This window comes from Bacillus jepli (assembly GCF_047238305.1).
Classification (GTDB): domain Bacteria; phylum Bacillota; class Bacilli; order Bacillales; family Bacillaceae_L; genus Ferdinandcohnia.
This window is the reverse complement of record NZ_JBDFMO010000001.1, coordinates 1,358,196-1,371,457: the sequence shown is the minus strand read 5'-3', so window position 1 is coordinate 1,371,457 and position 13,262 is coordinate 1,358,196. Positions and strand designations below refer to the sequence as shown.

General features: G+C 41.7%; 13 protein-coding genes. 1 reads left to right on the top strand and 12 read right to left on the bottom strand.

The window, feature by feature from the left end; genetic code table 11:
* Window positions 1-253 precede the first annotated feature (253 nt).
* From ABC371_RS06925 to ABC371_RS06870, 12 genes are all read right to left on the bottom strand, one after another.
* Window positions 254-490 (bottom strand): DUF1146 family protein, encoded by a 237-nt coding sequence (locus ABC371_RS06925; protein ID WP_412896116.1) that lies wholly within the window; start codon window positions 488-490, stop codon window positions 254-256.
* Between the two features lie 238 nt (window positions 491-728).
* Window positions 729-2,240: an NADH-quinone oxidoreductase subunit NuoN gene (gene nuoN, locus ABC371_RS06920; RefSeq protein ID WP_412896115.1), complete on the bottom strand. Its 1,512-nt coding sequence runs from the start codon at window positions 2,238-2,240 to the stop codon at window positions 729-731.
* Window positions 2,241-2,244: 4 nt separating this feature from the next.
* The gene (locus tag ABC371_RS06915; RefSeq protein WP_412896114.1) at window positions 2,245-3,756 is read right to left on the bottom strand and encodes an NADH-quinone oxidoreductase subunit M; all 1,512 of its coding nucleotides are present in this window, start codon (window positions 3,754-3,756) and stop codon (window positions 2,245-2,247) included.
* Window positions 3,753-5,621: an NADH-quinone oxidoreductase subunit L gene (gene nuoL / locus ABC371_RS06910; RefSeq protein WP_412896113.1), complete on the bottom strand. Its 1,869-nt coding sequence runs from the start codon at window positions 5,619-5,621 to the stop codon at window positions 3,753-3,755. Before nuoL ends, ABC371_RS06915 begins: the two co-directional genes overlap by 4 nt.
* Before the next feature lie 75 nt (window positions 5,622-5,696).
* Window positions 5,697-6,011, bottom strand: a complete 315-nt coding sequence (gene nuoK / locus ABC371_RS06905; protein WP_412896112.1) for an NADH-quinone oxidoreductase subunit NuoK — start codon at window positions 6,009-6,011, stop codon at window positions 5,697-5,699.
* Window positions 6,008-6,523: an NADH-quinone oxidoreductase subunit J gene (locus ABC371_RS06900; protein ID WP_412896111.1), complete on the bottom strand. Its 516-nt coding sequence runs from the start codon at window positions 6,521-6,523 to the stop codon at window positions 6,008-6,010. Before ABC371_RS06900 ends, nuoK begins: the two co-directional genes overlap by 4 nt.
* Window positions 6,520-6,939, bottom strand: a complete 420-nt coding sequence (gene nuoI, locus ABC371_RS06895) for an NADH-quinone oxidoreductase subunit NuoI (protein ID WP_136380709.1) — start codon at window positions 6,937-6,939, stop codon at window positions 6,520-6,522. The genes ABC371_RS06900 and nuoI overlap by 4 nt, the downstream gene beginning before the upstream one ends.
* A 30-nt stretch (window positions 6,940-6,969) precedes the next feature.
* The gene (nuoH, locus tag ABC371_RS06890) at window positions 6,970-7,971 is read right to left on the bottom strand and encodes an NADH-quinone oxidoreductase subunit NuoH (protein ID WP_412896110.1); all 1,002 of its coding nucleotides are present in this window, start codon (window positions 7,969-7,971) and stop codon (window positions 6,970-6,972) included.
* Entirely contained in the window at window positions 7,971-9,071 is a 1,101-nt protein-coding gene (locus ABC371_RS06885) for an NADH-quinone oxidoreductase subunit D (protein WP_412896109.1), read from the bottom strand. Before ABC371_RS06885 ends, nuoH begins: the two co-directional genes overlap by 1 nt.
* A gap of 3 nt (window positions 9,072-9,074) precedes the next feature.
* Entirely contained in the window at window positions 9,075-10,436 is a 1,362-nt protein-coding gene (locus ABC371_RS06880; RefSeq protein ID WP_412896108.1) for an NADH-quinone oxidoreductase subunit C, read from the bottom strand.
* Between the two features lies 1 nt (window position 10,437).
* On the bottom strand, window positions 10,438-10,950 hold the full coding sequence (locus tag ABC371_RS06875; RefSeq protein ID WP_010677187.1) for a NuoB/complex I 20 kDa subunit family protein: 513 nt from the start codon (window positions 10,948-10,950) through the stop codon (window positions 10,438-10,440).
* Window positions 10,941-11,318, bottom strand: a complete 378-nt coding sequence (locus ABC371_RS06870; RefSeq protein WP_116352017.1) for an NADH-quinone oxidoreductase subunit A — start codon at window positions 11,316-11,318, stop codon at window positions 10,941-10,943. The genes ABC371_RS06875 and ABC371_RS06870 overlap by 10 nt, the downstream gene beginning before the upstream one ends.
* 572 nt (window positions 11,319-11,890) lie before the next feature.
* Between ABC371_RS06870 and ABC371_RS06865 the strand changes: the two genes are divergently transcribed.
* Window positions 11,891-13,060 (top strand): IS256 family transposase, encoded by a 1,170-nt coding sequence (locus ABC371_RS06865; protein WP_412895478.1) that lies wholly within the window; start codon window positions 11,891-11,893, stop codon window positions 13,058-13,060.
* Window positions 13,061-13,262: the final 202 nt, after the last annotated feature.

Below are 13,262 nucleotides of genomic sequence, written 5' to 3'. Positions count from 1 at the left end.
TTCGCATTATCACCGTTACCTTCTAATGGGTCATTCCAATAATATCCACCGTATTTTTTCGGTGTATTAAGCATACTAAGAAATGTTTTGAAAAAAGTCATTCGTTACTTGAACAAGAAGGTTATCTCTGATTTCCTCTCCTTACTTTCATTTTTACCAGTGCCCCACTAGCGAATACGTGGAAAGTAGTGGAGAACGTATGCCATCACTTTAGTTAGAGTTATCTTTACATAAACTTCCTGCATAATACTGTTTAGTCGAGAATCGTTGGTAATTGTTGTGACCAAAGGAGATAATCTAAGAAGAAATTGCTGACCGTAGATCCGATAGCAATCGTCACAAGGATCAGAAGAACGCGCACTTGGAAAACATGATTTGGCTTTACCAAATGCTCATACCGAATGCTCTGCAAGGCCCACCACGTAACCGCTATAAAAAGTAAATGTGAAATAATACTGATAAGTGCTTGATACCCAAAACCAGCTAACATAAAACCACTCCTTTCGGAATCAAAGACTACGTACACCACGTCTTGTGGCAACGTCTTTGTGACCGACCTCATATAGACCCAAATCACACCACTCCATTTTACCATCTATTATAACGAAAGTCCCCTAAAAACAAGCATACAAAAAGGGAGAGGCATCCCCAAACCTCTCCCTGTAAAATACACCCCTATTTGTTTGAAAAGGACTAGCACAACTTTTTCGAAAGCTGTCGCCCCATTTTTAACCGATAAAATCTCCAAAGTTTCCGAACTGTTGAATGAATTCGAAGGCGACTCTTGGAAAAATCCCGAATCCAATTGTTCCGACTATAGCAACAATCACAACAATCAACACACCTAAAGGCAGTTTAATTTTGCTATCATCTTCTGCGGGCCTAAAGAACATTTGGGTAAGGATTCCAAAGTAATAAAAATACGAAACAACGGTTGTCGCAATCATAATCGATGCCAACACATAATGCGATGGACTTGAGACAAATGCTCCGATAAAAATCTTAAGTTTTCCGATAAAACCTGCTGTTCCCGGAATACCCGCTAACGAAAGAATGAACACACCAAGTCCCACAGCTAGAACTGGTGAGCGCTTATACAGTCCTGCAAATTGACTAATGTCCTCTGAGTCGGATTTTTGCGTAATGACTTGAAGAACCCCAAAGAATCCAAGACTCATGAACAGATAGGCCACCAAATAGAACCAAATCGCATCCATCATAAAATAGGAGAAAGCGACAAATGCTACTAATAAATATCCAGCGTGTGCAATACTTGAATAGGCCATCATTCGCTTTACATTTCGTTGTCTTAGAGCAACGGTGTTACCAATAATCATTGTTGCTCCCGCAATGATCGCTAACAGATCCTGTAAGTGGAACAATAAAAACTGCGTTTCTTCATTGCCAGACGGAACTTGGATGAAGGCTGTTACCACAATTCGCAAAATGATGACAAAGCCCGCTGTTTTTGAAACAACACTTAAAAAGGCTGTAACAGGTGTTGGTGCTCCTTGATACACATCAGGTGCCCACATATGGAATGGAGCAGCTGCGATTTTAAAGGATAAACCGACCACAATCATAAACAGTGCGAGAGCGACAAGATAAATATGCTGTGGATCCTGAAGCCTTGCGAACACCGCCATAATTTCTTTTAAATTTGAGGTTCCAGTTAATCCATATACATAACTGACACCGAATAAAAAGATTGCGGTTGAAACCGTACCGTTAATCACGTATTTCATCGCGGATTCATTAGAAAGCTTATTGCGTTTTCGGATTCCAGCTAAAATATAAGATGAAATCGAAAGCAATTCCAATCCGACAAATAATGTAATCAAATCAGCACTTGATGTCATAATCATGGTACCCAAGAGTGCTGCTAGAAGTAAGTAGTAAAACTCACCGCGATACCCACCAATGCCATCTTTTGGCTCATAGCTCATAGCAAGCAAGATGACAAGGCCTGTTCCTACTAATAAAATCAGTTTAAATACAATCGCAAATGAATCAAGTCTAAATGTATCGTACAAAATGGACGTAACGTCATTTCCAATTAAGGAGACTGTAAACCCAATCGCAACTAGGATTCCAATAATCCCAATCCAGCCAAGTGGGCGCCGGTCCTTGTCTTTTCCCATAAATAAATCAACTAACGATAGAAGGGTTGCAACACCGAGGATGATAAATTCTGGTGCCATAACTCCCCATTCAAAGCTTAACAAAGTTTCTGTATCCATCGGCTCACCCTCCTAACCCTAGCATGATTGTTTCAAGTGCGACCTGAAGTGGCTGTGTAAGCACGTTAGGATAAACACCAATTAATACGATAAACGCAAGTAACACAATTACCGGCACTATTTCAATCGGACGTAAATCAACTGTGCCCTCATAGGAATGATTTGTCTTTCCGTATGTCACATTTAATACCGCACGTAATAAGTACACAGCTGTCATAATGATACCAATTGCCCCAACTGCAGCAAGTACCGGCATCTCCTTGAACAGTCCAAGGAAGGCCATAAATTCACTAACAAATCCGGACATTCCCGGTAATCCAAGTGAAGCCATTGCTGCTGCTAATAAAAATCCAGCTGTGAGTGGCATCACCTTCGCAAGCCCACCAAGCTTGTCAATATACGATGTTCCAGTCCGCTCATACATGACCCCAATTAAGAAGAACAATAACGCTGAAATTAAACCGTGTGACACAACCTGGAATACCGCTCCTTGCACTCCTGCTTCATTCATCGCACCGAGACCAATCAACACAATCCCCATGTGGGAAATACTCGAGTAGGCAAGAACCATTTTAAAGTCCTTTTGGACAAAAGCTAAAAATGCACCATATAATAGGTTGATTACCCCTAGAACGGCAACAATCGGTGCTAATCTGCTAAACTCATCCGGGAAGAATCCCATTCCAAAGCGGATGATTCCGTAAGCTCCAATTTTTAAAAGGATCCCCGAGTGAATCATAACAATCGATGGCGGTGCTTGTACGTGCACACGTAACATCCATGTGTGCAATGGAAAAATCGGTAATTTGATTCCAAATCCAATAAGGATAGCAATCAATAATCCAAGACGTAAATCCTCTGAAAATTGACCTGGAATTGGTAAACTATCTGCCGGGCTTGCAAAGATCGCCGTTAATGCTGCGATATTCGTTGTTCCAGCCTTTGCAAAAATGATCATAATGACAATCAGCAAAATGGCAGACCCGAGTCCATTAAAGATTAAGAAGCTAAACGCAGCTTTTTCTTTTTCAAAATAACCCCATTTCCCAATTAGGAAGAACGTCGAAATGAGTGTCATTTCAAAGAATACAAAGAATAAAATCAAGTTTCCTGCCGTAAACACACCAAGCATGCCAAGTTCGAGTAAAAGAAATAGCATGAAATAACCTTTCCATTCCTTTTTAATATGAACAGAGGCAATGGCTGCAAGCGTCGAAATCACGGTCGTTAACAGGACGAGCACTAGGGTTAGACCGTTAAGTGCCATCTCATAATTGACTTCCCACGGATTTCCTTTCGGTAAAAAGCCAAACCAATAGACCGTTTCCTTTAGCTTTTCAAGATCTCCACCACCTGTATAAAACCCGTATGCATATAGAGCAAGAACAAGTGAAGGAATCGTTGCTAAGACCCCAACAAGCTTAATTGTTTTTTCTTCAGTTTTTGGTACAAACGCAAGAACCGCAATACCTAAAATCGGGAAGAATACTAAAAGCGAAAGAATAAATGAGCTCATCTTAAGTACCCCCCTGTCAGTGCTACAACGAGAAGTAAAATGGCTAATCCCACAAAGGCAACGGAAGTGTACATTTGTACCTGGCCATTTTGAAGCTTAGCACCAAGCTTTCCAATTCCTTGTGTAGCCTGAGCCACACCCTTTACAATCCCACCTACTAAAAATTCATCAATATATCGTAAGAATAAGCTGAATACCTTTGTCACATAGACAACGGTCATAGTGTAAAACTCATCAATAAAATATTTGTTGTAAACGATGCTGTACATGATTGGTGCTCGAGAACTGAAAAAGTCTCTTGAAATTGATTTTCTTTGATACATCGCATAGGCAAGCAAGATACCAAATAGAGATACGAATGTTGCAACCGCCATAATCCAACCTGGTCCCTCAGTATGACCCGGTCCGTATAAATTCGTCCCTTCTGTTAACCAGTCCCCTAAAAACGTTCCAAACCAAGGTGTATTCACATAACCCGCTACAACTGCAAGGACACCTAGAACAACCATTGGAATCGTCATTGAACTTGGTGACTCCTTCACATTTGTTTGATTTCCTCTTGCCTCACCAGTGAAGACCATAAAGAACAAACGGAACATATAAAATGCGGTAAAGAACGCTGCAAGTACTGCTAACCAGAATAATACGTAATTCCCTTGTGCCCAGGTTGCAAGTAAGATTTCATCCTTACTGAAGAATCCTGAGAAAAGCGGAACACCACTGATGGCTAAGGTTCCAATTAAGAACAACGGACCTGTAATGCGAAGCTTTTTCCATAATCCGCCCATTTCTTCTATGTTTTGAGTATGGACGGCATGAATTACACTACCCGCTGCTAGGAACAGCAATGCTTTAAAGAAAGCATGTGTCATTAAGTGGAATACCCCTGCAACATAGCCGGCGGATCCTAACGCAAGCATCATGTAGCCTAGTTGACTCACTGTGGAGTAGGCAAGAACACGTTTAATATCCTTTTGTGCTAAGCCGATAGAGGCTGCAAAAATAGCTGTAATACCACCAATCACGGCAACTGTCATCATTGCCGCATGGCTTGCTGCAAATAAGGGATAAGTTGTTGCCACCAAATAAACCCCTGCCGCAACCATCGTAGCCGCGTGAATTAAAGCCGAAACAGGTGTAGGGCCTTCCATCGCGTCCGGCAACCATGTGTGAAGTGGGAATTGACCAGATTTACCAACAGCTCCCACAAAAATTAAAATGGCGGTTAACGTAATCATGGTTGACGATATTTCCCCAGCGCCAATGGCGTCAAAAATTTTATCATATTCAAAGCTACCAACTTGCCAGAATAACAGAATCATCCCAATTAATAGACCAACATCCCCGATGCGCGTCATAATGAATGCTTTTTTCGATGCAGCCTTTGCTTCTTCCTTATAAAAGTAGAAGCCAATTAATAGAAATGAACCGAGTCCAACAAGCTCCCAGAAAATATACGTTTGCAGAAGGTTTGGCGAAATCACTAAGCCTAGCATCGCAAAGGTAAATAACCCAAGGTACGCATAAAATACTGGAAAGCGCTTATCCCCATGCATATACCCTTTTGAATACATATGTACTAAAAAGCTAACTAGCGATACTACCACTAACATAAGTGCATTTAATTGATTGACTTCAAACCCCGCTGTTAAGTGAACATCCCCAATTGATAACCACGTGCTCTCATATTTGAATGTTGGATTCCCGAGTCTCGCCACAAGAACCAACACCGAGTACACGAATGAGACAAACGTTAGCAGAATGCCAATATAGGCACTCGACTCCTTCATTCGTTTACCGAATATAAGAAGGAACAAAAAAGAGATAAGCGGGAAAAGCGGTATGATCCATGCGTTTTCCATCATCGTATCACAATCCCCTTCTTGGATCTTTTCGTTAAAGGCAAGCGAAACCTCCTGAGCCCACCGCCTTTACCGGTTTTAATGTTTCATCGTATTCATTTCATCAATGTTAACTGTGCGTTTATTGCGATACAGTGCCATCAAGATTGCTAGACCAACAGCAAATTCAGCTGCCGCAATGGCGATCGTAAACAGTGCAAAAACTTGCCCGGTAATGCCTGGGGCCATTCCATATTTACTAAAAGCTACAAAATTAATATTCACGGCATTCAGCATCAATTCAACAGAAATCAAGACAATCACAGTATTTCTTTTTGTGAAAGCGCCATATAGGCCAATACAAAATAAAATCAACGCTAGGACTAGGTAGGCTGCTAATGGAATTGAACTCATTCCTCATTCGCCTCCTCTTCATTGTCTTTTTTCGCCAAAATGATCGCCCCAACTAACGCAACAAGTAGCACAACAGAGGTTAATTCAAATGGAATGACATACTTTGCAAAAAGCTCAATTCCAATTTTTTCAGTATTGTTCACATGAAGTTCAGTTGCTTGCCCGCCAAAATCCAAGTCGTAAATACCGAGATACACGGCAACACCGAATGCAAGAATCCCGAAAACAACAAGTAGGGTTCGTCCACGACTAACCTTTGGCTCGCTTGTGTCATTATGCTTCGTAAGCATGATTCCAAAGAGCATTAAAATGGTGATGGCTCCTGAGTAAATCAAGACCTGCACAGCTGCAACAAATTCCGCATGAAGCATCACGTACAATCCTGCAATACTAATAAAGGTGAATACAAGTGCGATAACCATATGTATGACCTTTTGGAGGTTCAGCATCAATATACCGCCGCCAATCGCACTAATTGCTAGGACTATGAATGCTAAAAATTCTCCGGTCACACTTTATTCTCCTTCCTTACGTTCGTATCGTTTTCATCTAACCACTCAAGATTTTTAAACAAATCATCACGGCTATATTCTGCAAGTTCAAAGTTGTTTGTCATGACAATCGCTTCTGTCGGACAAACCTCTGTGCAAAGATCACATAGAATACAAATTTCAAAGTTGATGTCATACGTATCAATGATTTTCCCTTTTTTGGTAGGATCAGGATGCTTTTTCCCGGTTAACTGGATACAATCGGTTGGACAAATGTTGGCGCATTGATTACATACGATACATTTTTCCGGATAAAATTTTTGAATACCACGAAAGCGATCTGGCAGTGGCAGTGGTTCATTCGGATAATCATATGTGACTTTTTTATAGGTTAATTGATTAAGGGTGTACTTCATCCCTTTTAGTAAACCAAACATAGTTTGTCACCCCTTTATTAGGTAGTTACTCTAGAAAAACAATTCCTTAATTAAGGCCGATAAGAAAATGTTCGCTAGTGCAATTGGAAGTAAGACTTTCCATCCAAATTCCATCAGTCTGTCTGCACGTAAACGCGGAAATGTGGAACGGAACCAGATTAAGACAAAGATCACTAAGCTAAATTTCAAGGAGAACCAAACGGCACCTGGTATAAAATCTAGCAATAAAACAGGTTTCCATCCCCCTAAGAAAAGGACAGTCGTTAACGCAGCCATCGCAAACATATACACATATTCTGCCAGCATAAAGAAGGCCCATCTAAATCCTGAGTACTCTATATGGAAACCAGCGACAATCTCTGATTCTGCCTCAGGTAAGTCAAACGGTACACGGTTGAGCTCCGCGACAGACGCGATAAAAAAGACAATAAAGGCAATCGGCTGTGCAAAAATAAACCAAACCTTATCCTGGGCTTCAACGATATCAGATAGGTTTAAGCTACCAGATAATAAAATAACTCCGATTACTGACATTACGAGTGGAATCTCATAGGAAATCATCTGTGCTGCTGCACGCATTCCTCCCATAAGGGCATATTTGTTATTCGATGCCCAACCACCTGCAGCAATTCCAATCGTTGTAAGACCTGATACAGCAATATAATAAAGTAAGCCCACACCAATATCTGCAAACTTATAACTTTCCGTGAACGGAAGGACTGCGACAACCATAAAGGCTGGAGTAAACGCAAGTACAGGTGCGATTATAAATAATGGGCGGTCCGCAACCTTTGGGATGACGTCTTCTTTTATAAGAAGCTTAAGGACGTCAGCCACTGTTTGTAAAAGGCCCCAGCGTCCACCAACCTGATTTGGACCCATACGCGCTTGCATAAATCCCATGACTTTCCGTTCTGCAAGAATTCCATATGTTACGAATCCTAAGATGACAAAAAGTAAGACGGTAGCTAGTAAAAAGAAAATACCAAAATTCAGCCAACTCGGAGGTGAATTTAGTAGGTTTTCAATCATTAACCATCAACCTCCCCAAGGACGATGTCTATCGCACCTAAGATTGCAATCAAGTTTGCCATATTTTCTCCCTTTAAAAGCTTCGGAAGGATTTGGAGATTGTAAAAGGACGGTCGTCTAAATTTCAAACGATAGGGTTCTTTTTTTCCGTCACTCGATATATAGCAGCCAATTTCTCCACGTGGTGATTCAATGCGTACATATGCCTCACCCTTTGGTGCTTTAATGATTTTCGGAACCTTTGCTATAATTGGCCCTTCTTCAGGGAATTGTTCTACCGCCTGTTCTACAATTTTTAGAGATTCCTCAATCTCTGCCATGCGGCAGTGATAGCGTGCCCATGCATCGCCGCCATCCCTTGTCGGCACATCAAAGTCAAAACGGTCATAGATGGAATATGGCTCATCTTTTCGGAGATCCCATTTCACTCCTGTACAACGAAGGTTCGTACCACTCAAGGAATAATTCAGCGCATCTTCCTTCGTGTACTTTCCAACACCAATCACACGGTCACGGAAAATTTCATTTCCTGTAACGAGCTGGTGGTATCCAGGAAGTTGCGATCTCATATAAGGAACAAATTCTTTTACTTTTTCGATCCAACCCTCAGGCGCATCCCATTTAACCCCACCTACACGCATGTAGTTAAACGTAAGCCTTGCCCCGGATAGTTCATTTAGTAGATTGATAATCATTTCTCTTTCTCTAAACGCATAGAGAAATGGCGTTGTTGCTCCGATATCAAGCAAATATGTTCCCCACCACACAAGGTGGCTCGCAATCCGGCCCAATTCCATCGCAAGGATGCGCAAATACTCGGCCCTCTCTGGAACCTCAATGTCCATCATTGTTTCTACCGCGTGACAAAGCACATAGTTATTCGTCATCGCCGATAAATAATCCATTCGGTCTGTGTACGGAATAATTTGCGTGTATTGTAAATCCTCAGCAAGCTTTTCAGTACCACGGTGTAGATATCCAATTACAGGTGTAGCTTCCTTGATGATTTCTCCGTCAATTTTAACGACAAGACGGAATACCCCGTGTGTACTTGGATGCTGTGGCCCTACATTTAGGAGCATTTCTTCTGTACGAATCATATGCTACACCTCCACATCATACGGCTCATAGTCTTTTCTTAGTGGATACCCCACCCAGTCATCCGGTAATAGGATTCGTGTTAAGTTTGGATGTCCAGTAAAAATGATGCCGAGCAAATCATACGCTTCACGCTCTGGCCAATTAGCCCCTTCCCATAAAGGCTGCAAGGATGCAGTTGTTGGATCATCACGGTTAAGCTTAACTTTTAACGCAACAGATTGACGGTTTTTATATGAGAATAAGTAAACATACACTTCCATATGTGTCTGGAAGTCCGTTCCATGCAGTTCTGAAAGGTAATCGAACCCTAGCTGTTCATTAAACTTCAAAAACTGAGCAATCTTAAAATATGTATCCGGTTTTGCAACAAGTGTTGGCACGTCTTTTGAGAGCGAATTAATATACGAATCTTCTAAAACGTCAGCCCCTAGGTGTTCCGTGATTACTTTCACGTACTTATCTAAATATTTTTGGTTTGGAGATGGCGTTGCCTCTTCGACTTCTTCTGGCTCTCCGCCTGCAGCGGCCTTAGCTTTTGCTGCTGCGGCTGCCTTCGCTTTTGCCGCCGCAATGGCTTTTGCCTTTGCCTTCGCAAGATCATCTGCTCCACCAGCACCAGCTGCTGCTTTCGCTTTCGCCGCGGCCGCAGCTTTTGCCTTCGCGGCTGCTACCGCCTTCGCTTTTGCTTTTGCCAACTCGTCATCGTCCGACCCTGCTCCTGCCTTTTCAGCTGCCTTCTGCTTCGCAAGTGCTGCTGCTTTTGCTTTTGCTGCTGCAACGGCTTTCGCTTTTGCCTTTGCTATGTCGTCGTCCGAACCTGACCCTGCCTTTTCTGCTGCTTTTGCTTTCGCTGCCGCAACGGCTTTCGCTTTCGCAGTTGCTAAGTCGTCGTCTCCACCAGGACCGGCTTCTGCCGCTTTTTGTTTCGCTAGCGCTGCCGCCTTCGCCTTGGCTGCCGCCGCGGCTTTTGCTTTCGCTGTTGCCTTGTCATCTGTTTCCGACGTTTCTCCGGATGACGCTTCTGCTGCTTTTTGCTTCGCTAACGCTGCTGCCTTCGCCTTAGCTGCTGCCGCGGCTTTTTGCTTCGCTAGATCGATATCTCCCTCTTCTGATGATTCTGAATTTTTTTCAACTGCAGTTACCTCTTCAGCCTGCTGCTTCGCTTTTTGCTTGGCTAATGCCGCTGCCTTCGCCTTTGCCGCAGCTGCCGCTTTTGCCTTCGCAATATCTATATTTTCTTCCTTGGTTTCATCTTCTTTATTCGCTTCAGCCGCCTGTTTTTCAGCTAGTCGCTTTCTTGCCGCTTCCTTCGCTTTCTCTGCAGCCTCACGCTTAAGTTGTTCCAGGTCTTTTTCTTCGCTCACGCTAAATCACCTTCTTCCCCGTTTTAGCCTCATAGCGAATCTTCTCTCTTAATTTATTAATCCCGTAAATGAGCGCAGCTGGATTTGGAGGACAACCAGGAATGTACACATCAACCGGTACAATTTGGTCAACCCCTTTTACAACCGCATACGATTTCACATAAGGCCCCCCCGCAGTTGCACAAGACCCCATCGCAATTACCCATTTTGGCTCAGGCATTTGATCATACAATCTCTTTAAAACTGGCGCCATTTTCTTCGTCACCGTCCCCGACACAATCATACAATCGGACTGACGAGGAGACGTACGGAAAAAGGAACCAAAACGATCTAAATCATAGTGAGAAGAACCTGTCCCCATCATTTCAATCGCACAACAAGCCAGACCAAATGTAAGTGGCCACAACGAATTACTTCGTGCCCAACCCTTCACTTGCTCCAGCGTTGTCAAAAATACACTTCTCTTTAACTCTTCCATCTCTAAATCTGAAATACCATCCATTTTTAAATCCATTTCAACACGCCCTTCTTCCAAGCATATACTAAGCCGATAACGAGCATTACAACGAAAATAAACATCTCAACTACTGCGAAAATACCGAGTTTTTCGTAGGCAACCGCCCATGGATATAAAAATACTGTCTCAACATCAAAAATAACAAACAATAGCGCAAAAATATAATAACGTACATTAAACTGTACCCGTGAATCATGGAATGGCTCAATCCCACTCTCATATGTAGTAGCCTTCTCCTCACTTGGAGCATGTGGACGAAGCAATTTCCCCAGAAACAACGCCACAATCGGGAGTAAAATACCCAACAACAAGAAGACAAACACTATCATGTAACTATTCAAATACTGATTCAACAGATCCTCCATGCAGCCCCCTCCGATATCCCCAACATTTTATTAACAAAATATTATAAATGTAACCGAATTCATTATAGCACTTTTCCCAACCAAGTGTCGACCAAACCTGCCACTTATTCTACGAAATTACCATTTCTGACAAATGGGGAAAAAACAGGCTGGGAAAGCCCGCTTTCCCTAGCCATTTTTCCCCATTTGCAGTTTCAGCCATAGCTGAAATGATGAAACTTTAGTTTCATCAAAATGGTAATTTCACAATTTCATAGAACTAAAACCCCAGATGGTCGACACTTGGTCACCACCTTTTTAGCCAAAAAGGCCGCAGGCGTTTTTGGCGTACTACCTGCCACAACCTTTGTTTTCAACAAAACAAATATTCGTAACGAAGTTACGCACACCAATAAAAGTTTTTATATTCATACCATCACTTATCCGATTTATCGCCCCTGATGGTACATTTAACCCTTTTTCGTACCATCACTTAGATTAAGTCCGTATAATTGTGTAAAAAGAAAATGAGTCAAATTAATTCCATTTGGCCACAATGTTATCAGCGACGAAAACATAAGGAGGAATTAATCTTGACTCAACTTCAGTTTACCCTTAATTTGGACAATTTAAAAGATGCTGTTATGAATTCTAATATCGAAGCAGTTGTTAAAGCTTCCATAGTTTTAGTACTTAATGAATTAATGGAAAAAGAACGTGATGAATACCTACAGGCAGAAGCTTATGAACGGACTGTTACCCGTCGTGATTATCGTAATGGATATTATGAGCGTGATTTACTACTAGCTAATGGACGAATTACTTTACGTGTTCCTCGTACACGTGAAGGCGACTTTTCTCCATCCATATTTGAAAAGTATGAACGATGTGACAAAGCTTTCGTTCTTTCTATGTTAGAAATGGTGATAAACGGGGTATCAACCGGAAACGTAACTAAGGTTGTAAAGCAGCTCTGTGGTGAAAATGTATCGAAGTCCTTCGTCTCATCTCTTACAGAGAAACTGGAGCCTATCGTGAATCAATGGGCAAATCGACCATTAAATGTCATGTACTATCCGTATATTTTCGCTGATGCCATGTACATCAAGGTCCGCGAACATCACCGGGTAGTGTCGAAAGCAGTTTATATTGCTACTGCTATAAATGAAAAACATCAAAGAGAGGTTATTGGTCTAAAAGTAGATCATGTAGAAAATTTTGATGCATGGCAAGGTTTTTTCAAAGATTTAAAATCACGTGGATTACAATCACCAAAGCTAGTAATATCAGATGCTCATGAAGGATTAAAAAAGGCTATTCAACGCGAATTCATCGGAACCTCTTGGCAAAGATGCACTGTCCATTTTAAACGCAATATTTTGGGGGATCTTCCAAAGAAGAACATGGCACAGGTAATCTTTGATATAAAAAGAATTTTCGGAGCTGTGACAAGAGAAGACGCCTGCACATTTAAGGATGAGTTTATAAAAAGCTATCAGGAAAATTCTAAACTTAAAAAAGCAATACAAATTTTAGAAGAAGGCTTCGAAGATGCCATCCAATATTTAAACGAGCCAGCTCCATATCATCCTTATATACACAGTACAAATTCATTGGAACGATTGAACCAAGAAGTCCGGCGAAGAGAAAGAGTCATAAGAATTTTTCCTAACACTCAATCTGCCTTTCGCCTAATTGGAGCTGTATTAATGGACTACGAAGAGAAACAATTGATGAAAAAACTACCTATCAAAAAGAGATAGAGCGCGAAGCGCGCGAAATTTGTATTGGTTGGAAGGGGGTACCCCCTTCCAACCAATACAAATCAATCCCTTAACACAAATAAATCTAATATCCTGATAAATATTGTTAGCCATAGAATTAATTTTACACAAAATTAAGGGCTTGACTATCACTTACTCGACTTCCACCTCTTGGGGACACGATTAGCCCTCTTTCGTTCCA

Excerpts from the sequence above, each read along its gene's own strand:
- ABC371_RS06925 (WP_412896116.1), bottom strand. The coding sequence starts at position 490 with ATGTTAGCTGGTTTTGGGTATCAAGCACTTATCAGTATTATTTCACAT.
- nuoH (WP_412896110.1), bottom strand. The coding sequence starts at position 7,971 with ATGATTGAAAACCTACTAAATTCACCTCCGAGTTGGCTGAATTTTGGT.
- ABC371_RS06875 (WP_010677187.1), bottom strand. The coding sequence starts at position 10,950 with ATGGATTTAAAAATGGATGGTATTTCAGATTTAGAGATGGAAGAGTTA.
- nuoN (WP_412896115.1), bottom strand. The coding sequence starts at position 2,240 with ATGGATACAGAAACTTTGTTAAGCTTTGAATGGGGAGTTATGGCACCA.
- ABC371_RS06915 (WP_412896114.1), bottom strand. The coding sequence starts at position 3,756 with ATGAGCTCATTTATTCTTTCGCTTTTAGTATTCTTCCCGATTTTAGGT.
- nuoK (WP_412896112.1), bottom strand. The coding sequence starts at position 6,011 with ATGAGTTCAATTCCATTAGCAGCCTACCTAGTCCTAGCGTTGATTTTA.
- ABC371_RS06885 (WP_412896109.1), bottom strand. The coding sequence starts at position 9,071 with ATGATTCGTACAGAAGAAATGCTCCTAAATGTAGGGCCACAGCATCCA.
- ABC371_RS06870 (WP_116352017.1), bottom strand. The coding sequence starts at position 11,318 with ATGGAGGATCTGTTGAATCAGTATTTGAATAGTTACATGATAGTGTTT.
- nuoI (WP_136380709.1), bottom strand. The coding sequence starts at position 6,939 with ATGTTTGGTTTACTAAAAGGGATGAAGTACACCCTTAATCAATTAACC.
- nuoL (WP_412896113.1), bottom strand. The coding sequence starts at position 5,621 with ATGATGGAAAACGCATGGATCATACCGCTTTTCCCGCTTATCTCTTTT.